The sequence below is a fragment of the Acidaminococcus hominis genome (assembly GCF_022484025.1).
Taxonomy (GTDB): Bacteria; Bacillota; Negativicutes; order Acidaminococcales; family Acidaminococcaceae; genus Acidaminococcus; species Acidaminococcus hominis.
The window spans coordinates 329166-351916 of the sequence record NZ_JAKVMG010000001.1 but is presented as its reverse complement, the minus strand read 5'-3'; the positions used below and the strand labels follow the sequence as shown (position 1 = coordinate 351916).

Below are 22751 nucleotides of genomic sequence, written 5' to 3'. Positions count from 1 at the left end.
AAAAATCACAGCAGCTATTGCCGGCATCCTCCCCAGCAGGTAAAAATGCGGGTTGATTATAATCCGATTTCGTACTATAATCTAATACAGGTTTAAAATACGATTTCGGATTATAAGGAGGCTTCCAAAGTGGAACAAGACCGTAAAGCTATGCGCCGGCTGATTATCGCCATAAATAATATTGACGAGCTCTATTACAACGATACCGCCAAAATTGGCATCAAGGAATCCCTGCTGTGGCTGCTGTATGCCCTGGATAACGGCCAGGCCCATTCCCAAAAGGAAATTTGTGCAGAATGGGGTTTTCCCAAAAGTACGCTGAACACCACCATTAAGCAGGCAGAGTCAGAAGGTTATCTGACGCTGTCCCCCATTCCCGGCAAACGGCGGGAATGCCATATTGAACTGACCCCCCTGGGACAAGCCTACACCCGAAAGGTACTGGCGCCGATTTATCAGGCGGAAGCCCAGGCTTTTACGGAAACGGTAGAAAAATACTCTACTTCCTTTATTGATGCCCTAGCTTTCCTCAGTGACCGGCTGAAGCTGGCATTCCAGACCCATGTGGAGAAACTGGAGGAAACCTCGCAGACAGGCCAAAAGGGGAAAGGGAGGACTACGCCATGAGGGTTCTGCTGCATTTTCTCAAGCCCTACAAATGTCTCTGCTTTTTCACCGTACTGGTGACTTTGATAGATGTGGCAGGCACCCTGTATATTCCCACCCTGGCAGCGGAAATGATCAACATTGGCCTGGAAACAGGCAATTGGCCGGAAGTGGTCCATAAAGGTGTCTGTATGCTGGGAGCGGTACTGCTCTCTGCCCTAGGAACGCTGGTGGGCAGTTTTCTCTGCGCCCGGCTGTCGGCCAGGCTGGGACGGGACCTGCGCAATGCTCTGTACGACCACGTCCTTGCCTTTTCGGAGACCGATTTTGACCAGTTTGGCACCGGTTCCCTGATTACCCGTACCCTGACAGATGTCAGCGTGGTCCAACAGGCTTTTACCTGGTCCATTCAGATGATTTTGCCAGTACCTGCCCTGTGCCTCATGGGGATGGGGCTGGCCTACTCCCTGAACCCGGAAATGGGAAAGCTGATGATTGGGGTCACCACGGTAATTTTGGGCGGGGCCGTGCTGATTACCCGGAAAGCGGCAGTCATTTTTGAAAAGCTGCAAACCCTGCTGGATAAAATCAATGTGCTGATTCGGGAAAATCTCACCGGGGTGCGGGTTATCCGTGCCTTCAACAAGGAAGCCTACGAAGAAAAACGGCTGCACCGGTCCTTTGCAGACTATGCAGAATCAGCCATTCATGCCAATGGACTGTTTTTCGGCCTGGAAAGCCTGGCCATCTTTGTCATGAACCTATGCATCTGTACCATTTTGTGGCTGGGAGCGGACCAGATTGGCGCAAGGCAGCTGGAGATTGGGGACCTGACTGCTCTCACGGAATACGCCATTCTGATTTTGTTCTACGTGATTTTGGCCCAAATGGTGGTGATTCTCCTGCCCCGGGCCAAAGTATGCCTAAACCGGATTGGTGCTGTTTTGGCAAAGCAGCCGGAAATTACTGATGGGAAGGCAAAAGCACTGCCTGCGGCTGCACCCGAAGTGTTCCGGCTGCATAACGTTACTTTCCGTTTTGCCAACGCGGCGGAGGCTGCTCTGCAAAACCTGGACTTTGCCCTGTGCCGGGGAAAAACCACCGCCATTATTGGCAGCACCGGCAGCGGAAAATCCACCCTGGCCAAGCTCCTGCTCCGCTTTCACGATGTAACGGAAGGAGCCATTACCCTGGAGGGAATGGATATTCGCCAGCTGACCCAGGAACAGCTGCGCAAACATATTTCCTATGTACCCCAAAAGGCTTGGCTGTTTTCCGGCACCCTGGCCGAAAACCTGCGGGTGGGCTGGAAAGAAGCTTCCCAGGAGGACCTGAAAAAGGCCCTTTCCATTGCCCAGGCGGACTTTGTGAAGGACCTGCCGGAAGGACTGGAAACCCAGGTATCCCAAGGGGGAACCAATTTTTCTGGTGGGCAGCGGCAGCGGCTGGCCATTGCTCGGGCGCTGCTCAAAAAAGCAGATTTGTACATTTTTGATGACAGCTTTTCTGCCTTGGATTTCAAAACGGATGCGGCCCTGCGGCGGGCCCTTAAAAACACCCTGGCAGGGAGTTCGGTTCTGATTATTGCCCAACGGGTCAGCACCATTGAAACAGCGGACCAGATTATTGTGCTGGAAGACGGCCGGACCGTGGGGGTGGGCACCCATCAGGAATTGCTGAAAGGCTGCCCAGCATACCAACAGATTGTGGAATCCCAAACGAAAGGAGGCAGCTGCCATGGCACAGGACAACCGGCAAACTGAACACCAACAGGACACTTCCCTGGCCTATGAACTGTCCTTTGAAAAGCCCCAGGCTGCCTGGAAAACCCTGAAACGACTGTGGCAAACAGCCCGGGCCTTCCACCAAAGGCTTATTCTGGTGCTGCTGTCCGTAACCTTCTACACCATTTTGATGATTGCAGCACCCTGGTACAGTGCCGGGGTCATTGACCATCTGTGGAACGACATTCAGATAAGCCAAACCCTGGGACAGGCATTTCACGTAACCTGGCAGCAGGGCGGCCGGGAAATCGGAATTTTGTTTCTGCTATATCTGGGAGCCTGGCTGTTCTATAGTCTGCAAAGCTATGCCATGCTCTCCTTTGCGGAGACCCTGTCCCTGCACTTGCGGACAGAACTAAGCCAGAAATTAAACCGGCTGCCCCTGTCGTATTTTGACCATCAGCCCACGGGAGACAGCCTCAGCCGCTTTACCAACGACCTGGACAAAATGTCCGAAGCCCTGCAAAATGGGGTGCTAGAGCTGTTTACTTCGGTCGGCATGGTGCTGGGGGCACTGGTTATGATGTTCCATTTCCAGCCCCGGCTGACCCTGCTGTTCGGGCTCTTTACCCTGCTGGCGCTGGGAGTTACCAAACTGTTTTCCCAGGCCACCCTGAACCAAGCCTCCGCCCGGCAGCAAGCTATGGGCAGGGTCACCAGCCTGATAGAGGAATACAACAGCGGCCGGGTAATTCTCAAAGCCTTCAGCCGGGAAGCGGACAGTTCCCAGCATATTCATACTGCCAACGAAGCCTTGGCCCGGTCTTCTGAAAAGGTAGATTTTCTCATTAATGTAGTGAATCCAGCCATCCGTCTGGTAAATCGGCTTGGACAAGTGGGCATCGCCCTTTGGGCCAGCAGTCTGCTGATTCAGGGACGCCTCAGTGTGGGGGCCTTCCAGGCCTTTCTCCAGTATATGAACCAGGCTGCGGAGCCGCTGACAGATGCTTCCTACGTAATTACCTCCATGCAGTCTGCCCTGGCCTCTGCGGAGCGAGTCTACCAACTGCTGGACGAGCCGGAACTGAGCCCGGAGCCGGCGCAGCCCCCGGTGCTTCCTACTATACGGGGCAAAGTGGAATTTCGTCAGGTACGGTTTGGCTACAGTCCGGACAAGGAAATTATGAAAGGAGTCAGCTTTACCGTACAGCCCGGCCAAAAGGTGGCCATTGTAGGGGAAACCGGTGCCGGGAAGACCACCCTGATCAATCTCTTGATGCGCTTCTACGAAGTTCAGGGCGGGAAGATTCTCCTGGACGATGTGGATATTGCCGACCTGTCCCGGCAGCAGCTCCGTTCCTATTTTGGCATGGTACTCCAGGATACCTGGCTGTTTGAAGGCACCATTGGTGAAAACATTGCCTATGGCAGGCCGGACGCTTCCCCAGAAGAAATCCGCAAGGCAGCACAGGCAGCCCGGGTGGACTTCTTTGTACGAACCCTGCCCCAGGGCTATGATACCCGGCTGGAAAATGACAGCGAAGCCATTTCCGTAGGCCAGCGCCAGCTGCTGACCATTGCCCGGGTCATTCTCTGCAACCCTCCCCTTTTGATTTTGGACGAGGCCACCTCCAGCGTGGATACCCAGACGGAAATGGAAATCAACCGGGCTATGAAGACCCTGATGCAGGACAGGACTAGCTTTGTCATTGCCCACCGGCTGTCCACCATTGTGGACGCAGACCTGATTCTGGTTATGGCCGGCGGCAATATTGTGGAACAGGGCACCCATCAGGAACTGCTGCAGCAGGGCGGCGCCTATGCGGACCTATACAACAGCCAGTTTGCCGGGGCATAATTTCGTTGGTACAGCAAAAAAGTCAGTTTCCCTTGTTTCGGTTTTGGGAAACTGACCTTTCTTTTTATCTGTAATTTGTGCAGCGGCTTGGCAAAAGCCTGCCCTACCATACCTCCGGGTAGTTGGTGGGGTCCAAGGGATCCGGGCCGTACCGGTTGTTCCCTTTGTCTCCTGGAATCAGTGCCAAACCGGCAAAGATAATCAGGTTCAAAGCATCTTTCATGTCCGGCCCGCTGGGCAGCAGGCGAAACATCACAAAAAGGGCCAAACACCACCAGGCAGATTGGCCAAAGTCGTGCAGCCGTCTGGCAGCCAGGGAGTAGAAAAAAATAAAACTGACCACGGCAAGAATCAGTCCCACATCCATAACGGCGGACATGCTCTGCGCTTCTCCCCAAAAGGCCAGGAGCATACCCACCATCAGCAGGGCAAAATCCCCCAAACCATAGAGAAAATATTTTTTCCGGCTTAACCTGCCGCTAAAGGACAGGATGCTCCCCGGGGCAAAGGCCGAAACAATAAGAACAAGGATTCCCACCAGAATTGGCAGTCCGAATTGAAAAAATAGCCCCAACTTGATTAAACCCATAAAAAAATCACCCATTTGCAAAACCTCCTCTGCTGGCTTGCCGGGTACCAGGGCACACCGGCTGACGGGCAGGACAGCTTGCCTCAACGCAGACTGCTAGGGCATTTGCTAGGCTAATCCTTCCGCTAACCTTAGTATAGCAAAAGGGTTGGGTGATAAAACTCCCACAAAAAGCAAGACACCCTGCGCTTTTGCAGAGTGTCTCTTTTTACGCGGTTTATTCCACCACGTGGATTCTCTTGGGATCCCAACGGTCCCGCTGCTGCCGTTCCTTGTCCGGATAGCCATAGGCCAAAATGGCAAAGGGCTGCAGGGTATCGGGAAGGTTCAGGATTTCCTTTACCTTGGCAATGCGGTCTTCAAAGGGAGCTACCCCAATCCAAACGCCGCCCAAACCTACTTCACTGCAAGCCAGCCACATATTTTCCATGCAGATGCTCATATCCACAGGAGCAACCGGCTGGAAGGGCAGTCCTTCGGTGCGCATTACGCTCAAAATGGCAATGGGTGCACGGCCTACGGCGCCGGAATATTCGCTGATTCGGGCCAGTTTGGCCAAAATAATGGGGTTCTTGATTACGTAAAATTCCCAGGGCTGCTGGTCCCCGGCGGAAGGTGCCTGCATGGCGGCCTTCAATAAGTAATCGGTTTTTTCCTGTTCTACAGGACGGTCCTCATACCGTCTTACGCTGACACGGGTAAAAATACTGCTAGTCATACAATTCCCTCCTAATACTGGCAAACGCCTGAAGCGCGGACTCCCCGGGGGGTACTCCAAACCGTGCTTCCTATATTTTGTCTCAATTGTAACACGAACGTACACAGTTATCAATACCTAATATATACAATTTATCGTTAACTTTTTACCGTTAACCTTGATTGTAATTTTGGTTTACGTTATCATAAATAAAGTTAACCGCGGCTCAACTAGAGCCGCACCAATCTGTTTAGGGGGAATATATGATGTCAAACGGACTTTTCATTACCGGTACAGACACGGATATCGGCAAAACGTATGTTACAGCGCTGCTGATCAAGACCCTGCGTCAGGGCGGTTATGACACGGGCTACTACAAGGCGGCTATCAGCGGAGCGGACTCGGTGGCGGAGTCGGATGCGGGTTTCGTCAACCGTTTTGCCCAAATTGGGGAACCGGAAGACCTGCTGCTTTCCTATCTGTACAAAACAGCGGTATCCCCGCACCTGGCGGCCCAGCTGGAGGGCAATCCGGTGGACCTTGCGGTGATTCACCGGGATTTTCAAAAGGCTGCGGCCCGCTATCCCTATCTGGTAATGGAAGGTTCCGGGGGCATCGCCTGCCCCCTCCGCCGGGATGCAAAGGCCCATATCGACCTAACGGATATTATCCGGCTGCTGGAGCTGCCGGTCCTGCTTGTGGCCAAGGCCGGCCTGGGCACCCTGAACCATATTGTCACCACTGCTGCCTACTGTGAAAAGCTGGGGATTCCCGTAAAGGGCGTGCTGCTGAACCATTGGCAGGGTGGTGTCCTGGAAGAGGATAACCTCAAAATGATTCCCGCAATGACCGGGGTACCGGTGCTGGCCAAAATTCCTACAGGAGCTGCATCGCTGGACTGCGACCCCAAAACCCTGGCAGCCTGCTTTGCGCCTTTGGAGGTGAAGAACTAATGGAAAAATCCTGGGAACAACTGGACAAGGAGCTCATCTGGCACCCTGCCCAGCAAATGAAGGACAATGAGATTTTCCCGCCGGTGGTCATCGACCATGCCAAGGGCGTATACCTGTACGACAGCCAGGGCAAGGCTTATTTGGACATTATTTCTTCCTGGTGGTGCAATCTGCTGGGCCACTGCAATCCAGAACTTAACGCAGCGGTCAAGGAGCAGGTGGACACCCTGGAGCACGTGATTTTCACCAATTTCACCCATAAGCCGGCTATTGAACTGGCCCAGCGGCTCCAGCCCCTGCTGCCCAAAGGGCTCACCAAATTTACCTTCCACGACAACGGTTCTTCTGCTGTAGAAGCGGCCATGAAAATGGCCTTTCAATACCAGGTGCAGACGGGACACCCGGAACGAAAGCGCTTTATGTGCCTGCCCTGCTCCTACCACGGAGAGACCATCGGCGCCCTTTCCGTAGGTTCCCTGGACCACTATGCAGCCCTGTTCCACCCCATGCTCATGGATAATATACATTTTGAAGGGCTGGACTGCTTCCGCTGCCCTTACGGGGAAAACCGGCAAACCTGTCACACGGACTGCTTCGAAGCAGCGGAGCGGGCCTTTGCCCAGTACGGGCACGAAACGGCGGCCTGTCTGGTGGAGCCCATTCTCCAGGGAGCAGCCGGTATGCGGATCTATCCCCCGGCCTACCTGATCAAGCTGCGTAAATTGTGCGATGCCTACGGAGTCCTGCTGATCGACGACGAAATCGCCGCCGGTTTTGGCCGGACGGGAAAGCTCTTTGCCATTGAGCATGCCGGGGTCAGCCCGGACCTGCTGTGCACCTCCAAAGGTCTGACTGCCGGGTATCTGCCCATGTCCCTTACCATTACCACGGACCAGGTGTACAACGCTTTCTATGATGACTACGGCACCCAAAAGGCCTTTGTCCACAGCCACACCTATGCGGGCAATCCTCTGGCCTGCTCCATTGCCCTGAAGGTACTGGACATTTTGGAACGGGACAACCTGCTGGAGCGGGTCCGGGAAAATGGGGCCTACCTCCACGCCAGACTCCAGGAAGCGGTGGGCAATCACCCCAACGTAGGGGAAATCCGCCATATTGGCCTGATCAACGCCCTGGAACTGGTTCTCAATAAACAAACCAAGGAGCCCTTCCCCAGCAAATGCCGGCTGGGCTGGCAAATTTTCCGCAAAGCCATGGACAAGGGCCTGGTGCTGCGAAACATGGGGGACGTACTGTACTTTAACCCGCCCCTTACCATTGAGCGAAAGGATCTGGACAAGGCGGTGGCCATTCTCCGGGACGCCCTGTACGACCAGCTGCCGGTCAGCTAACCGGACCTGACGCCAAGTGCCGGGTTGTGCTATAATAGCCCTACACGCTAACGGAAGAAGGGTCTTTATGTATATCTGCAATTTATGTCCCCACAACTGCGGGGTCAACCGTCCGGAATATGAAGGAGCACCGGGACAGCTGGGCTACTGCCGCTGCGCCCTGCGGCCTAAGGCAGCCCGAGCCGCCCTCCACCTGTGGGAGGAGCCGTGCCTCAGCGGTACCCGGGGCAGCGGTGCAGTATTTTTCTCCGGCTGCACCCTCCAGTGCGAGTTCTGCCAGAACAGTGAAATCAGCCGGGAGGGCAAGGGCTGGGAGGTTACCCCGGAGGACCTGCGGAAAATCTACAGTTCTCTCATTGACCAAGGGGCCCACAACATTGATTTGATTACAGCCACCCAGTTTGTGCCGCTGCTTTTGGAATCTTTGGAGCCCAAACTGCCAGTGCCGGTGGTCTTTAACTGCGGCGGCTACGAAAAGGTGGAAACCCTGCGGCTGCTGGAAGGCAAGGTCCAGATCTACCTGCCGGACCTGAAGTATTACCGGGAAGCAACAGCCATCCGCTACAGCAACGCTCCGCAGTATTTCCAATTTGCCACCCAGGCCATTCAAGAAATGTACCGCCAGGTAGGCCCCTATCAGCTGGATGAGGACGGCATTTTACAGCAAGGGGTGGTGATCCGCCACCTGATCCTGCCAGGCCAGACGGAAGACAGCAAGCGGATTATTGACTGGGTTACGGACACCTTTGGGCCGGGACAGGTGCTGTTTAGCCTGATGCGACAGTACGTGCCCTGCGGTCAGGCAGACCAGTTCCCGGAAATCAACCGGACCCTGACGGATGAAGAATACGCAGACGTGGAGAATTATCTGATGGACAGTCCCCTGGAAGACGGGTACGTCCAGGAAGCGGCCTCCGCCGATGAAAACTTCATTCCCCTGTTTGACGGCACGGGAATTCGCAGCCACAAATAAAAGACAAAATAAAAGGGACCTTCTGCACCAAGCCCTCAGGTTTGGCACAGAAGGTTCCTTTTTTGCTTTATAACAGTACTTCGTGAAGGTCAGCCACGCTGGCAAATTGGTCCGGGGACAGAACCCGGCCATAGGCACCGGCGTTGGTGATGCCCACCACATCCCCAATTTCCAGCCGGGGCAGTTCCAAATCCTCAGCCACCACATCGGCCGCCGTGCACAGGTTCCCAACCAGGGTAACCGTTTCCAGGGCACCCGGCTTCTCCCGCAGGGTAAAGAACTGGAAGGCGCCGGCCTCGCTGTAGAGAGGTTCGCAGGCTGCCGGTTCCGGATTGGGGGAATAGTTCTGGACCAATTGGCCCAAGGACGGCCGGATAAAGCCGTTTAAGGTATTGCTGAGAATGGTATGCTATGAATAAAGTAGACTGGCATATAGTTAAACCTCCTGGATTCGTTGAAAGGAGAGTATGTAAAATGTCTATATCGAAAGTCAGTGCAGAGGATAAATTAAAGGCTGTCAAAGCTGTTCTTGCTCATGAAGAATCACCAATGGTTTCTGCAAAAAGGTTAGGGGTTCACTGGAAAGCAGTACAGTATTGGGTAGATGAATATATAGGAAATGGTCCTGAGGTATTTAACAAAAGACAGGTTAAAAGTTATTCTGCTGATCTTAAGATCCAATGCGTAGAGGAATATCTTAAGGGCGAAACGACTATGTCCCAGCTGGTACAAAAATACGGATTAAAAAGTTCTCGTCAAATCAGAGACTGGTTAAAGAAGTATAATAGTCATGAGGAACTAAAAAGTTCGGGTACTGGAGGTGCCAAGATCATGACTAAAGCTAGACAAACGACCTTTGACGAGCGCGTTGAAATCGTAAAATACTGCATTGAAAACGGGAATGCTTACCATGAAACCGCTGAAAAGTTTAAGGTTTCCTACCAGCAAGTCAGAAATTACGTCTTAAAATATAATAAGTACAATACCGAAGGACTCATAGATGGGCGCGGACACAGGAAGCCAGTAGAAGTCCCTGAAGAAGCCCCTACAGAATATGAGTGTATGAAAGCTGAACTCAAACTGGCTAATGCAAAACTCAAAGCCAAGGATATGGAGATTGATTTCCTAAAAAAACTCGATATTGTGGAAAGGAGGCGGGATTCACACAAATAAGATATGGAGCCATTTATGAAGCCATTAAAGAACTGCACGCTGAAAAGAATTACCCTATTCTTGGCCTGTGCAAATTGGGAAAAGTGTCCCGGGCCGGCTACTACAAATGGCTTCATAGAGAGCCTTCAGCACGCGAAATTGACGACAAGGAAATTGCTAAAAGAATAGAAGAGATATACAAGGCTGACCCAGCTAAAGGGTACAGACGAATAGCTGATGACTTACGAGCCCCAAATAAGAAGATCTATCCTGACACGAAACCAATAGCAATTGGTGACGGTCGCGTTCTTCATCTTTGTCGAGTGATAAATATAAAGTCTACGATTAAATATGCCCCTAAGGGCTGCACCCAGCGTGCAATAGATCCTGCATACATTGCAGAAAATATCTTGAATAGGGAATTTAAAGCCGATGCCCCTAACCAGAAATGGTGTACTGACGTCTCAGAATTTCACTACTATGAGGGGGTAGTTGTGCATAAGGTATATCTGAGCGCGATTATTGACCTGTATGACAGACGAATTGTTTCCTATGTGATAAGCAACCGGAACGATAAAAATTTGGTATTCAATACCTTCAATAAGGCATTGTTGAAAAACCCTGGCGCGCATCCCCTGTTTCACTCTGACCGGGGATTCCAATACACCTGCAGGGATTTCCGCAAGATGATTCTAGATGCTGGTATGACGCAGAGTATGTCACGGATAGGAAAATGCATTGATAATGGCCCGATGGAAGGCTTCTGGGGCATGCTGAAAAGAGAACGGTACTATACTCGTGACTTCGACAGCCGTAAAGCTTTGGTAACGATGATTAATAACTACATGGAGTATTACAACAGTGGCCGTTTGCAGCGGAATTTGGGCCGTTTGACCCCTATGCAAAAACATAATAGCTACCAAATGGCGGCGTAGAGGTTTATATTATTAGGAACTGTCTACTTGACGGGGAGCACACCAGAATCAGGAAGGTTTTCCCGTGGGATTCCTTCCGATCCAGCACCCGGGTCAGATACACCCCGGCCTGGCCTACGGCGTAACGGCCGGTTTCAATGAGCACCTTGGTCTGGGGCATAGCCTTGGCAAAGGCTTCTTCCTGGGGTGCCAGCCCCTTGGCCAAGGCGTCCAGGTCCAGGGGCTTTTCCGACAGGTTATAGGGAATGCCAATGCCGGACCCCAGATTCACAAAAGCCAGGGGGCGACCCAGCGTTTTGGCGGTCTCCTGGGCCAATTCCAGTACGTGGCCATAGTAGGCTGCCAACAGCTTCGGATCCAGTTCCTGGCTACGAAGATGGACGTGGATGCCTTGAACGGAAATCCGGCCGGGCTTCCGATTTTTCAGGTATGCCAAAGCTTGGTCCTGATCCACCCCAAACTTGGAGGCCACCCCAGGGCCTCCGGTAAAAGCAAAGTTGGGGTTGATGCGGAGCCCCACTTCATAGGTGGTGCTGCGCTCTGCGGCCACTGCTTCCAAAAGCTCCAGCTCGTGCAGACTGTCTGCGATGATGACGGCCTTGCCCAGGGTCCGTTCCAAATCCTCCCAGGTTTTTCCCGGGGCGGAATAATAGATTTGGGAAGGCGGCATTCCCGCTGCTGCGGCCAGTTCCACTTCCCGGGCGCTGGCAGCGTCTGCTCCCACCCCTTGGCTGGCAATGGCCTTCACCAGGGGCGGAAAAGGGTTGGCCTTCAGGGAATACAGAAAGCCAAAACGGGGAAAATGCTGCTGCAGGTTATCCAGTTGGGTCAAGATGGTATCCCGGTGGTACACATAGACGCTGGGATACTTCTTGCCAATATCCCGCAGTTTTTCTCTTTGTTCCATAATCCAAAATGGTTCCATAAGAATTTTCCCTCTTTCTCGATAAGCCTAAAGAAACAGGTGCGATTTTCCCTTCAGCCTGCTACAATAAAAGAAATACCGCCTGCTTTAGGCTTGCGTTTCTAGGATGATTCCCCCTAAGGGGCTATATACTCTATTATAAGATAAAATAATCAAAATTGCATGAAGGGAAGCTAAAATTATGTCCACACTTACGGCGGCAGCACCGCCCTCCTCTGCTGAGAACCCCACCTCCAAGGCCCGCTACGTACTGGCCCTGGGGCATCTTTGTTCCGATATCAACCAGGGCTCCCTGGCAGCCCTGCTGCCCTTTCTCATTGCCGCCCACCATTACAGCTACACCACGGCAGCCACCCTGGTCATGGTTTCCAACCTGGCCGGCTCCATTATCCAGCCGGTGTTTGGCCATATGTCTGACAAGAAGAACCGGCCAGGCTTTATGCTGCTGGGAGTCTCCCTGGCAGCAGGCGGCATGGCCCTGACCGGTTACGTTACCAATTTTGCCGGCCTGTGCCTGGCGGTAATGGTCAGCGGTATTGGGGTAGCCCTGTTCCATCCCCAGGCGGCCAAGCTGGTAAACGCCACCAGCCGCACCGGCAAAAAGGGCGTCAGCATGGGCATCTTTTCCTTTGGGGGCAATTTGGGCTTTACCCTGGGCCCCATTCTCACCACCCTGGCCATGTCCCTGTGGGGACTGAAGGGAACCCTGCTCTACCTGCTGGGTCCCCTCCTTTTCGGCACGGCCCTGCACCTGTTCTTCCCCAAAGAAGCCGCAGACGCCAGAACCGGGACGGCTGCAGCCCGGGGACAGGACCAGGCACCCCAGCAGGACGATGTGAAGAGCTTTGCCAAACTCAGCGTGCTGGTAACCCTGCGCTCCATCGTGTACAGCGGGGTCAGCACCTTCCTGGTGCTGTATTTCATCCACGTGCTGGGCCAGACAGACACCTTCAGCAGCACCCTGCTAAGCATCTACTACGCCGTGACTGCTGCCTCTTCCCTCCTGGGAGGCAAATTGGCGGACCTGTGGGGCGAAAAGAAAACCATTGTGTTTTCCTGCACCCTGCTGGCACTGGGGCTGATGCTGTTTCCCCGGGTACACAGCGTTCTCGCCGCAGGGCTGCTGCTGGTACCCATGGGCATGGGCATCAGCCTGTGCTACAGCTCCCTGGTGCTCTCCGGCCAGCGTTACCTGCCCAACCATATGGGTCTGGCTTCCGGCGTAACCCTAGGCCTGGCGGTCAGCATCGGCGGCATTGTAGCACCGCTTTTGGGTAAAATCGCCGATACACGGGGCCTGACGGACACCTACTCCATTATCGGCCTTCTGGCCGTCGTCATCTGGGTCCTGGCCCTGTGGCAGACGCCGCTGAAAAAAGCCTGAAAAAACTCCCTTCCCCAGTCCTATTGTGCAGGAACTGACGGAAGGGAGCATTTTTATTTACTGGCCCTTTTACAGCCCTTTGGCCGTAAAGGCGTTTTTCAGCTGGGTAAAAGCCTGTTCCACCACCACTTTGGGGCAAGCCAGGTTGAACCGTTCAAACTGGGCAGTTGCAGGTCCGAAGATTTTCCCGGAGTCCAGCCACAGTTTGGCATCGTCCACCACCAGCTGTTCCAGTTCCTCATCGGTAAGGCCATAGCCAGAGAAATCAATCCAAACCAAGTAGGTGCCTTCGGGCTCCACAAAGGTGGCCTTGGGGAAGTTTTCTTGCACAAAGTTCCGGACAAATACCATGTTCTGGTAAATGTACTGGTTCAGTTCCCGCACCCACTGGGCGCCTTTGGTATAGCAGGCTTTCACGGCTACCTGACCCATGATGCTGCCCTGGCTGTAGCCGGCAGCAGCGTTGGCCTTTTTGTAGGCCTGCCGCAGGGTTTCATCGGGAATGATGATATTGGCAGGCTGGAAACCGGCCACGTTGAAGGTTTTGCTGGGAGAAGTAAAGACCACCAGGTTCTTGTGGAATTTTTTGTCCAGGGTAAAAAAGCTGGTGAAATGGAAACCCGGATAAATAAAATCGCAATGGATTTCGTCATCCAGGATAATCACGTGATGGGCCAGGCAGATTTCTCCCAGGCGCTGGAGTTCTTCCGCAGACCACACCCGGCCTACCGGGTTATGGGGATTGCACAGCAGGAATACCTTTACGTTGTGGTCAATAATTTTCTGTTCAAAATCCGCAAAGTCTATGGTGTAGCGGCCGTTCTCATAATGAAGCTGGTTGTTCACAAACACCCGGCCATTGTCCTCAATGACTTCTTTAAAGGGATAGTACACCGGCTGCTGGATCAGGATGGCGTCCCCGGGCTGGGAAAAGGCCTTCACCGCCGTAGCCAGGCCGTACACCACCCCGCAGCCCAGGGTCACCCACTGGGGTTCAACGGTGTAGCCGTGCTGGGTGGAGAACCAATGGTTCAGGGCTGCAAAGTATTCTGCGTCCGGGTCCGTATAACCAAAAATTCCATGGTCAATCCGTTGGTGGAAGTTTGCCAGAATTTCCTCAGGCAGGGCGAAGTCCATATCTGCCACCCACATGGGCAGCAGGTCCGTGCGGCCCTTGCGCTGCAGGCCAAAGTCGTATTTCAGGCAGCTGGTGCCTTTGCGGTCAATGATCTGGTCAAAATTATATTTGTTTGCCATAACAAGCCCTCTTTTCCCAGTAAATCCTAGAATTTCAATATAATATAGGTATTCTAACATAAAAAGTCCGGCTGATGCAAAATGATTTTGCATCGCCGGACCATTTCTTACCACAAAGACAATTGTTCTTCTTCCGCATGATACCCGGCCCGGCAGACTTCCTTGAAAAAGGCTTCTTCCGTGCCAAATTTGGCCAGGGCTTCCGCCCGCAGGCGGCCATACACCAGCCGGGTGGCATCTACGTCGCTAAGGGCCCGGTGGGCATTCTCGTTGGTGAGCCCATAGAGCCGGACCATGTCGGCCAGCCTGTGCCCCTGCTCCTCCGGGTGAAGGGTCTGGGCATAAATCAGGATATCCACGTAGTCATTTAAAATGGGCGTTCCCAAAAGGGCCTGGGACCGGGCTGCCAGGAATTGGGCGTCAAAGCCCACATTGTAGCCGAGAAGCAGCCCGTCTCCGACAAACTGGGTGAACTGCCCAAGCACGTCCTGGGCAGCCGGAGCCTCCTGGAGCATGGCGTTGGTAATCCCCGTAAGCCGGGTAATAAAGGGGGAAACGAACTGGCCTGTAAAATGGGCCTTAGGCTGGAGCAGGGAAGAAAAGGTATCCACCACTTCTCCCTGAACCACCTTCTCCGCCCCTATTTCAATAAGCCGGTCCCGGTCAGGGTAAAGACCGGTAGTTTCCACGTCCACTACAATATAATTGTCAGGAAAGGCCAATTGGCTTTTGCCCGTGCTGACAGCAGGCGCCCTGCGGCGTTCTTTGTACATACTGCACCTCTTTCTGACCAACGGGCAGCGGGCAGGGATTATCCGAACAAACGAGCCAGGAATCCCTTCTTTTGTTCATACGGTACGGTCTTGATGTCCGTCACCTGATACCCGGTAGCGTCGATAACCTTACGGACCGCTGCCTCGTCCAGTGCTTGTTCTGAGACGATTTCTGTCTGTTTCTTCGTGTGGGAAGACGAAACGCTTTTAACCTTAAAGTGATTGCGAATGGCGTCGTTGATATGGCTTTCGCACATACTGCAAGCCATACCCTCCACACCTACGATACATTTTACCATGGGAAATCCTCCTTGTGTGACCCAAAGGCCAAACTATTTGGTACCCTATACCATCCCGGGGTATCTGTATTTATTATAGTAGGTTCCTGGGAAATGTCAACGAAAAAGTTAGTTTTAGATAACTCAATAATAATTTCCGCCGGAGCTTGTTCATTTGCCCAGGCTGGCTTATACTTAACCTAGATATTTTCCCTAGGAGGCTATTTTTTCATGAAACCCGAAGTATTATTGGAGATTCTTGCCCAGGCAGGCAAATTGAAAACCACCACCCGCCACTGCTTTACAGCACCTGGCCGCAAGGAAAGCGTGGCGGACCACAGCTGGCGCATGGCGCTGATGGCTCTTTTGCTGGCCCAGGACCCGCCGTATAGCTCACTCAATATGAACAAAGTCATAGCCATGTGCCTGATCCACGACCTGGGAGAAAGTTTTACCGGAGATATTCCCACCTTTGTAAAGACAGAGCAGGACCGGACCGAGGAAACCTTTGCCCTGACTAACTGGGTGCAGGAACTGCCTCAGGCCCAGCGCCTCCTATTTACGGAACTCTTTGCAGAAATGGAGCAGAAACAAACGCAGGAAGCCAAAATTTATAAGGCCCTGGACCGGCTGGAGGCGGTAATCAGCCACAACGAGTCGGACCTGGATACCTGGCTTCCCCAGGAATATGACCTGCAATACACCTATGGGGCCGAAGACGTAAAGTTTTCCCCCCAGCTGACCCAGCTCAAAAAAGCCATCGATGCCCAGACCACCGCAAAGATTCAAGCCCAGCGCCAGGGAAAAGATAAAATTTGATTATAATGTTCGGAAAAAAATTGAAAATCAATCGTAGAAGCCCTATACCAGGGCTCCTTTTGTATTAATTTTAGTTATGTAAACTACAACTGCATGGTTAACCCGAACTACTGTCTTGACAACCTGTTTTTTTGTTGTACAATAGCACCCGTGAATGTGTATTTCTAAAGCAGCGTTCCCGAAATGCACAAATAAAACTGAGGCCTGGACCGGCAGCCACAATGACTCTGATCGGCAGGCTCGCCCCCAGGCCGTCCCAACCAGAAAGGATGTTTGAAATGCAGCTGATTCGAACGGTAAAGGAAATTCAGGAATTCGTCAAGACCTGTAAGGCAGAGGGGAAATCCATTGGCCTGGTACCCACCATGGGTGCCCTCCACGAAGGCCATGCATCTCTGATTGCAGCGGCCCACAAGGAAAACCAGGTGGTTATCGTCAGTGACTTCGTAAATCCCACCCAGTTTGGGCCCAACGAAGACTACGATGCCTATCCTCGGAAACTGGAAGCGGACAGCAAGGTTGCAGAAGCAGCCGGTGCCACGGTGCTGTTTGCTCCCTCCCCCGCTGAAATGTACCCCCATAAGGATATGACCTGGGTAGAGGTCACCGGCAATGTCACCAAGGTGCTGTGCGGCCGTACCCGTCCCATCCATTTCCGGGGCGTTACCACGGTGGTTTCCAAACTGATGCATCTGTCCCAGGCAGACCGGGCTTACTTCGGCCTGAAAGACGCCCAGCAGACGGAAGTGCTGCGGCGCATGGTAGAAGATTTGTTTATGCCGGTAGAACTGCGGATTATGCCCATTATCCGGGAAGCCGACGGACTGGCCAAGAGCTCCCGGAACGTGTACCTGTCTCCGGAAGAACGGAAGGCCGCTTTGGTCCTGTCCCGGAGCCTGAAACACGCCAAAGAAGCCTTTGACAAGGGAGAACGCAGCAGCGCTGCTCTCCTAAAGCAGGTAAAAGACGAAATCTCCGCTGAACCCCTGAGCAATATTGACTATGTGGAAATGTACGGTATGCCCGGCCTGACCGAAGTGGAAGAAACCATTTCCGGCCGTGTGCTGCTGGCTGTTGCCGTGAAATTTGGCACCACCCGTCTGATTGATAACGTAGTATTGGAGGCCTAAGTCATGCTGTATCAAATGTTCCATGGCAAAATCCACCGTGCTACCGTGACGGAGGCCAACCTGAACTATATGGGCAGCATTACCATTGACCAGAATCTCCTGGACGCTGCCGGCATTCTCCCCGGAGAACGGGTGCAGATTGTCAACAACAACAATGGGGCCCGTCTGGAAACCTACACCATCCCCGGCGCCCGGGGCACCGGCGTCATCTGCCTGAATGGGGCTGCGGCCCGGCTGACCCAGGTAGGTGATACGGTAATCATTATCGCCTATGCCCAAATGGAAGAAGCCGAAGCCCGGAGCTTTGTGCCCAAAGTGGTGATGGTGGACGAAAACAATCACCCGGTAAAGGTCCGGGGCCAGGAAGCCGAACGGGAAATCAGCTGAGCCCGGAAGGAGGACCCCTATGCTGGATAAACTCGTTCATTTTTGTACCCGTTATATGTCCGCTGGCGTTATCCTCATTGGGATCTTGGGCATTGTAGAGCCGGCTTTGCTGAAGCCTTTGGCTCCCCGGATTCCCCTGTTCCTGGGCATTATCATGTTCGGTATGGGCATGAGCCTGACCCCCAGCGACTTTAAGGCAGTGCTGTCCCGGCCCAAAAGCGTGGCCATCGGCTCCCTGCTGCAATTTACCATTATGCCCCTGGTAGCCTATGTCCTGATTCACCTGTTCCAGCTGCCCCCAGCCATTGCCATTGGCGTGGTACTGGTCGGCTGCTGCCCCGGCGGTACAGCTTCCAACGTAATCAGCTACATTGCCCATGCAGATGTGGCCCTGTCCGTATCCATGACCATGGTCAATACCCTGCTGGCTCCTGTGGTAACGCCCTTTTTGGTGTGGCTGATAGCCGGCACCTGGGTGCAGATCAGCTTTGTCTCCATGATGCTTTCCATCGTGCAGATGGTGCTGCTGCCCTTAATTCTGGGGGTAGCCCTGAATACCCTGTTCCCTGCCAAGGTCCAGAAGGTCATCCGGATTATGCCCATGCTGTCCGCGCTGGTGGTTATTCTCACCGTGGGCTGCGTGGTATCCCTGTCCGGCAAAGCCATTGTAGAAAATGGCCTGGTAATCCTGGCAGTGGTAATTCTCCACAACCTGTGCGGGATGCTGCTGGGCGGTTTCTTCGCCAAGCGCTTTGGTCTGAATACGGCCCAATGCCGGGCTATGACCATTGAAGTTGGCATGCAGAATTCTGGTCTGGCCTCCACCCTGGCCCTGATGTATTTCACCGCAGTGGGCGGTATTGCCGGTGCCATCTTCTCGGTGTGGCACAATGTCAGCGGTTCCCTGTATGCTTCCTACTGTATTGGCAAGGACGAAGAAGAAGACCTGGCCTACCAGGAAGCAGACGCTGAAGTCAATAAATAAGTTTTTGCCAAAAGGCTTTGGAGGCTTTTCTCCAGCCCCTTTTCCAGGCAGCTGGCCTTGTGCCGCTGCCTGTTTTTTTGTCTCCTTTTGCCCATTTTGTGACAATTTGGGGAGAACTTTGCTTTTTCCCGGTAAATTTCCTACAATATATTAAGCAGTACTTGACGCACACGTCTTACAAACACTGCCCGCAATTTCTAAAAAAGTTGAGGTATAAGATACTATGACCTATCATAAACGAAAATTGATTCCCACGCTTGTACTGGCTTCTCTGCTCCAAACAGGATTCCTTCTGCCCTCCATTGTCCACGCAGCGGTAACGGATGCACCGTCCCAAGCGGCAGACGGGGTGCTGCCCCCTGCCAAGGAAAAACCGGGGGAGGTTCAGCCAGAAGCTGCCAGTACCTCCAAAGAACAGCCCCAGGCTAACCCAAAGACGGCTCCAGAAGCGGCTGCGGCGCCAACTGACACTCAGGCTGCCCCGCAGACAGCTGTTGCCCCCTTACAGCCTGCTGGAGATTCTGACAATAATGAGGACGTGCCCACGGACGCGGACAGCACCCTGCAGCCCGCTGCCAAAGTGGACCCGGCTACGGGTCTGCCCATTCCCGCCATCCTGTCCCACTACACCCAGACGGATCCCGCCTCCCTGCGGCCCTTCCTGACCTGGAACAAGGTAGTTGGCGCCGTTTACTACGACCTTACCATTACCCTGCCCAACAACACCCAAATGCCCACCCAAAGGGCCTACGTGGAAGGCCTGAACGTAATCCTGCCCCCGGGTACCCAAGGGAATATCCGCTGGACCGTACAGGGCTTTGACCTGGATGACAACCCGGTATCCGCCCCGTCCAAAACAGAGGTTTCCTTTGTAAATCCCAAGGAGGAGCCGGACCTGACCCCGGTGCCCCTGACCCGTTTCAACACCGGCAACGGCACCACCCTGCTCTACCCGGTATACAACTGGATTCCCGTGGACGGCGCTGCCCACTACCAGATTGAAGTTCTGAAAACCAACAAAGTAAGCCCTACCTTGCCGGCTTTGGACAAGCAGCTGCTTGAGCGGGGCCGCTCCACCGGCTTTGACTGGTACGATGACAGCTCCCACTACGCCCCCTATACCATGTACTGGCGGGTCCGGGCCATGGACGACAACGACAAGCCCCTGGGGCCCTTTACCGACCCTCTCCCCCTGCGCACCAATCCCAATGACAATTGGGAAATCGGTACCCTGGGCGACAGTATCTCCCACGGGGGCGGCGACCTGTCCTACTCCCCTTCCGACTGGGAATACAGCTACCAGTACTACCTGGACTTTGACTCCATCAATCTGTCGGAAAGCGGCGATACCAGCGCAGCTACCCTGGACCGTTTTGACAAGGACGTACTGCCCTTCCACGTAAAATACCTGATTATCATGACCGGCAGCAACAGCCTTCGGGGCTGGGTCAGCGGCAATTCCGTGATCAGCGACCTGGATGCCCTCCGGCAAAAATGTGCGGATAATGGGATTGTTCCCATCTTCATGACCTTGCCGCCCATCAACCCGGCCAATATCAAGCAGGCCTTTGATGAGCCTACGGCGGACAACTGGCAAAGCCAATTCAAGCTTGTTAACGACTGGATCCGCAGCCAGCCCTACCACATTGACCTGTCCGGAGTTATCGACGAAAATCAGGAGCTGCCCACCAGTCTGGCTGCCGATGGGCTGCATCTGAACTTCCGGGGCAAGCAGCTGATGGCCCAAGCCATCAACAGCCAATGGCCCGGCATCATGGCCGCCCTCCAGCAAAACCATAACTAAACTGCATAGTGACTAGCAAAAAACCAGAAGGTGTAGGGAAATACAAGATAATTTCCCTACACCCTTGTTTTTTATAAATATACCCTATATAATTAAAGAAGGATAATTATTAACTACGAAAGGTGGAATATATATGAGAAACTTTGTAGAGGCCATTGCCAATCGCCGTACCAATTACGCGCTGGGCAAAAATATCCCTGTCAGCAAGGAACAAGTTGTAGAAACCGTGCAGAAACTGGTCCATGAAGTACCTTCTGCCTTCAATATGCAGTCCGGCCGGATTATCATTGCCACCGGCGAAAATCACGACAAAATCTGGAACATTACAATGGAAACCCTGCGGAAAATCGTGCCGGCAGAAGCTTTTGGCCGCACAGAAGACAAAATCAAAGGCTTTGCCGCTGTCTATGGTACCATTCTGTACTTTGACGAAACAGCTACCGTAAAGAATATGCAGGAACAATTCCCTGCCTATGCAGACAACTTCCCCATCTGGGCCCAACAAGCCAACGGGATGATGCAGTTCGCCATTTGGACGGCCCTGACCGATTTGGGCTTGGGTGTCAACATCCAGCATTACAATCCTCTGATTGATGAAGAAGTGAAAAAGACCTTTGGGGTTCCCGATTCCTGGCAGCTGATTGCCGAAATGCCCTTTGGGGAAGCCCTGCAGGCCCCCAATGCCATTACCAAATTGCCCATTGATGAACGGGTAAAGGTATTCTAATTCCAGGCACCTCCTAACCATGGCCTCCAGTCCCTACGGGGATCTGGGGGCCGTTTTTTTTGCGTCCCCAGCGCTTCTGCCCCTTTCTCCGACTTTTTGGGCATAAAAAAAGATACTGTAGGATTTCCCACAGTATCTTGTGTGTCTTACAGGGCAGCTTTAGCAGTTTCAACCAGCTTTGCGAAAGCAGCAGCATCGTTGACAGCCAGGTCAGCCAGAACTTTACGATCCAGTTCAACCCCAGCTTTGGTCAGGCCGCAGATGAAACGGCTGTAGCTCAGGCCGTTGGCACGAGTAGCAGCATTGATACGAGCGATCCACAATTGACGGAATTCGCGTTTCTTTGCTCTTCTGTCCCGACGAGCGTACATCAGGCCTTTCATTACGGTTTCATTAGCTTTTCTGAACAGCTTGCTCTTGGAACCTCTGTAGCCTTTAGCCAGCTTCAGAATGTGTTTATGACGTCTATGAGCAGTTACACCAACTTTAATTCTTGCCATTCTCTTACTCCTCCTTGGATTCTAATCGTGCTTATGCGTAAGGCAGCATTCTTGCTACGCGTTCATGGTCAGTCTTATGAACCAGCGTGGCTTTACGCAGATTTCTCTTCCGGGCAGGAGATTTGTGCTCCAGAATGTGGCTCTTGAAGGCTTTTGCGCGTTTGAATTCACCGGAACCAGTGACTTTAAAACGTTTCGCAGCGGATCTGCGGGTTTTCATTTTCGGCATAATTTGACTTCCTCCTTGTTATTTGGCGCTTTTAGGTGCCACAATCATAATCATGTTGCGGCCCTCGAGTTTGGGTTTTCTTTCAACCACAGCAATTTCCTGCAGTTTATCCGCCATTTTATTCAGTAATTCTTCACCCAGTTCAGGGTGGGTCAATTCCCGGCCTCTGAACATAATGGTCACTTTTACCTTGTCACCGCTTTCCAGGAAGCGGACGGCGTTTTTGGTTTTAACGTCAAAATCGTGGTCTTCGATGCGGATACGCAGTTTAACTTCCTTTACATCGATCACTCTCTGGCGCTTACGGGCTTCTTTTTCCCGTTTTTGCTGTTCATACTGGTACTTACCATAATCCATAATCCGGCATACCGGCGGTTTTGCTTTCGGAGCAATTTCCACCAGGTCCAGATGCCGTTGTTCAGCCAGATTCAGGGCCTCACTCAAGGACATAATACCCAGCTGTTCACCATCAGCAGAGTTCACGCGGACTTCTCTAGCACGAATCTCTTCATTAATTCGCAGTTCTTCTTTCGCTATGACTGCTCACCTCCATCAGTTAATCACAACTTCTCAAATTCTCAAAAATAAAAAACGGGCGAACCAAAGTCCACCCGTTCAAAATACGTATCAATGACCCTGTCGAGCGTTGCCGCAAGGTGAGAAGCAGGTGGCCTCTACTTGGTTACTTGATTATAATACCACAGAGGCCCCCCA

The 22751-nt window shown here is 52.9% G+C and carries 25 protein-coding genes; 15 read left to right on the top strand and 10 right to left on the bottom strand.

Translation table 11 applies throughout. From position 1 onward, the window contains the following. Nucleotides 1–129: 129 nt before the first annotated feature. The 3 genes from LKE88_RS01695 to LKE88_RS01685 are packed head-to-tail and all read left to right on the top strand — an operon-like array spanning nucleotide 130 to nucleotide 4188. A complete protein-coding gene (locus LKE88_RS01695) occupies nucleotides 130–627 on the top strand; it encodes a MarR family winged helix-turn-helix transcriptional regulator (protein ID WP_105325602.1) in 498 nt (165 codons plus the stop codon). Further along, entirely contained in the window at nucleotides 624–2369 is a 1746-nt protein-coding gene (locus LKE88_RS01690) for an ABC transporter ATP-binding protein (RefSeq protein ID WP_105325603.1), read from the top strand. Before LKE88_RS01695 ends, LKE88_RS01690 begins: the two co-directional genes overlap by 4 nt. Continuing rightward, nucleotides 2344–4188 carry an ABC transporter ATP-binding protein gene (locus tag LKE88_RS01685; protein ID WP_231085816.1) on the top strand — a complete coding sequence of 615 codons (1845 nt, stop codon included), beginning with the start codon at nucleotides 2344–2346 and terminating at the stop codon, nucleotides 4186–4188. Before LKE88_RS01690 ends, LKE88_RS01685 begins: the two co-directional genes overlap by 26 nt. 103 nt (nucleotides 4189–4291) lie before the next feature. Here LKE88_RS01685 and LKE88_RS01680 read toward each other — a convergent pair whose 3' ends face one another. Together LKE88_RS01680 and LKE88_RS01675 are read right to left on the bottom strand one after the other, a co-directional pair. Beyond that, on the bottom strand, nucleotides 4292–4792 hold the full coding sequence (locus LKE88_RS01680; RefSeq protein WP_105325605.1) for a DUF805 domain-containing protein: 501 nt from the start codon (nucleotides 4790–4792) through the stop codon (nucleotides 4292–4294). A 202-nt stretch (nucleotides 4793–4994) separates the two neighbouring features. Continuing rightward, complete coding sequence (locus LKE88_RS01675; RefSeq protein WP_105325606.1) at nucleotides 4995–5495, bottom strand: nitroreductase family protein; 501 nt, start codon at nucleotides 5493–5495, stop codon at nucleotides 4995–4997. A gap of 245 nt (nucleotides 5496–5740) precedes the next feature. Between LKE88_RS01675 and bioD the strand changes: the two genes are divergently transcribed. The 3 genes from bioD to LKE88_RS01660 all read left to right on the top strand — a co-directional run bounded on the left by bioD (nucleotide 5741) and on the right by LKE88_RS01660 (nucleotide 8752). Continuing rightward, a complete protein-coding gene (gene bioD, locus LKE88_RS01670; protein ID WP_105325607.1) occupies nucleotides 5741–6427 on the top strand; it encodes a dethiobiotin synthase in 687 nt (228 codons plus the stop codon). After that, nucleotides 6427–7779 (top strand): adenosylmethionine--8-amino-7-oxononanoate transaminase, encoded by a 1353-nt coding sequence (bioA, locus tag LKE88_RS01665; protein WP_105325608.1) that lies wholly within the window; start codon nucleotides 6427–6429, stop codon nucleotides 7777–7779. Before bioD ends, bioA begins: the two co-directional genes overlap by 1 nt. Before the next feature lie 67 nt (nucleotides 7780–7846). Beyond that, nucleotides 7847–8752: a radical SAM protein gene (locus tag LKE88_RS01660; RefSeq protein ID WP_105325609.1), complete on the top strand. Its 906-nt coding sequence runs from the start codon at nucleotides 7847–7849 to the stop codon at nucleotides 8750–8752. 67 nt (nucleotides 8753–8819) lie between these two features. On the opposite strand, the gene LKE88_RS01655 is transcribed toward LKE88_RS01660, so the two are convergent. After that, nucleotides 8820–9116, bottom strand: coding sequence for a hypothetical protein (locus LKE88_RS01655; protein ID WP_276802500.1), 297 nt, complete (start codon nucleotides 9114–9116; stop codon nucleotides 8820–8822). Nucleotides 9117–9163: 47 nt separating this feature from the next. Here LKE88_RS01655 and LKE88_RS01650 point away from each other — a divergent pair, with 47 nt between their 5' ends. After that, entirely contained in the window at nucleotides 9164–9925 is a 762-nt protein-coding gene (locus LKE88_RS01650; RefSeq protein WP_105325742.1) for a helix-turn-helix domain-containing protein, read from the top strand. Then, nucleotides 9922–10839 carry an IS3 family transposase gene (locus tag LKE88_RS01645; RefSeq protein WP_105325363.1) on the top strand — a complete coding sequence of 306 codons (918 nt, stop codon included), beginning with the start codon at nucleotides 9922–9924 and terminating at the stop codon, nucleotides 10837–10839. The genes LKE88_RS01650 and LKE88_RS01645 overlap by 4 nt, the downstream gene beginning before the upstream one ends. A gap of 4 nt (nucleotides 10840–10843) precedes the next feature. Here the strand turns inward: LKE88_RS01645 and LKE88_RS01640 are convergent, their stop codons facing one another. After that, nucleotides 10844–11764: a type III PLP-dependent enzyme domain-containing protein gene (locus tag LKE88_RS01640; RefSeq protein WP_276802498.1), complete on the bottom strand. Its 921-nt coding sequence runs from the start codon at nucleotides 11762–11764 to the stop codon at nucleotides 10844–10846. 181 nt (nucleotides 11765–11945) lie between these two features. On the opposite strand from LKE88_RS01640, the gene LKE88_RS01635 reads away from it, so the two are divergent. After that, the gene (locus tag LKE88_RS01635; RefSeq protein WP_105325611.1) at nucleotides 11946–13148 is read left to right on the top strand and encodes an MFS transporter; all 1203 of its coding nucleotides are present in this window, start codon (nucleotides 11946–11948) and stop codon (nucleotides 13146–13148) included. A 69-nt stretch (nucleotides 13149–13217) separates the two neighbouring features. Here LKE88_RS01635 and LKE88_RS01630 read toward each other — a convergent pair whose 3' ends face one another. From LKE88_RS01630 to LKE88_RS01620, 3 genes are all read right to left on the bottom strand, one after another. Then, nucleotides 13218–14405 (bottom strand): MalY/PatB family protein, encoded by a 1188-nt coding sequence (locus LKE88_RS01630; RefSeq protein WP_105325612.1) that lies wholly within the window; start codon nucleotides 14403–14405, stop codon nucleotides 13218–13220. Nucleotides 14406–14512: 107 nt separating this feature from the next. Beyond that, a complete protein-coding gene (locus LKE88_RS01625) occupies nucleotides 14513–15178 on the bottom strand; it encodes a 3'-5' exonuclease (RefSeq protein WP_105325613.1) in 666 nt (221 codons plus the stop codon). 38 nt (nucleotides 15179–15216) lie between these two features. After that, a complete protein-coding gene (locus LKE88_RS01620; protein ID WP_105325614.1) occupies nucleotides 15217–15477 on the bottom strand; it encodes a heavy-metal-associated domain-containing protein in 261 nt (86 codons plus the stop codon). A 210-nt stretch (nucleotides 15478–15687) separates the two neighbouring features. Here LKE88_RS01620 and LKE88_RS01615 point away from each other — a divergent pair, with 210 nt between their 5' ends. The 6 genes from LKE88_RS01615 to LKE88_RS01590 all read left to right on the top strand — a co-directional run bounded on the left by LKE88_RS01615 (nucleotide 15688) and on the right by LKE88_RS01590 (nucleotide 21308). Beyond that, nucleotides 15688–16275, top strand: a complete 588-nt coding sequence (locus LKE88_RS01615) for an HD domain-containing protein (RefSeq protein WP_105325615.1) — start codon at nucleotides 15688–15690, stop codon at nucleotides 16273–16275. A 278-nt stretch (nucleotides 16276–16553) separates the two neighbouring features. Continuing rightward, nucleotides 16554–17405, top strand: a complete 852-nt coding sequence (panC, locus tag LKE88_RS01610; RefSeq protein ID WP_105325616.1) for a pantoate--beta-alanine ligase — start codon at nucleotides 16554–16556, stop codon at nucleotides 17403–17405. Nucleotides 17406–17408: 3 nt separating this feature from the next. Then, entirely contained in the window at nucleotides 17409–17792 is a 384-nt protein-coding gene (panD, locus tag LKE88_RS01605) for an aspartate 1-decarboxylase (RefSeq protein WP_105325617.1), read from the top strand. Between the two features lie 19 nt (nucleotides 17793–17811). After that, a complete protein-coding gene (locus LKE88_RS01600) occupies nucleotides 17812–18777 on the top strand; it encodes a bile acid:sodium symporter family protein (RefSeq protein ID WP_105325618.1) in 966 nt (321 codons plus the stop codon). A gap of 223 nt (nucleotides 18778–19000) precedes the next feature. Continuing rightward, nucleotides 19001–20581, top strand: coding sequence for an SGNH/GDSL hydrolase family protein (locus LKE88_RS01595; protein WP_105325619.1), 1581 nt, complete (start codon nucleotides 19001–19003; stop codon nucleotides 20579–20581). A 133-nt stretch (nucleotides 20582–20714) separates the two neighbouring features. Next, nucleotides 20715–21308 (top strand): nitroreductase family protein, encoded by a 594-nt coding sequence (locus tag LKE88_RS01590; RefSeq protein ID WP_276802493.1) that lies wholly within the window; start codon nucleotides 20715–20717, stop codon nucleotides 21306–21308. 146 nt (nucleotides 21309–21454) lie between these two features. On the opposite strand, the gene rplT is transcribed toward LKE88_RS01590, so the two are convergent. From rplT to infC, 3 genes are read right to left on the bottom strand one after another with little or no spacing between them, the layout of a single operon-like run. Further along, nucleotides 21455–21808, bottom strand: a complete 354-nt coding sequence (gene rplT, locus LKE88_RS01585; protein ID WP_105325621.1) for a 50S ribosomal protein L20 — start codon at nucleotides 21806–21808, stop codon at nucleotides 21455–21457. Between the two features lie 31 nt (nucleotides 21809–21839). After that, entirely contained in the window at nucleotides 21840–22037 is a 198-nt protein-coding gene (gene rpmI / locus LKE88_RS01580; RefSeq protein ID WP_105325622.1) for a 50S ribosomal protein L35, read from the bottom strand. Between the two features lie 18 nt (nucleotides 22038–22055). Beyond that, entirely contained in the window at nucleotides 22056–22559 is a 504-nt protein-coding gene (gene infC / locus LKE88_RS01575) for a translation initiation factor IF-3 (RefSeq protein ID WP_199614478.1), read from the bottom strand. Nucleotides 22560–22751: the final 192 nt, after the last annotated feature.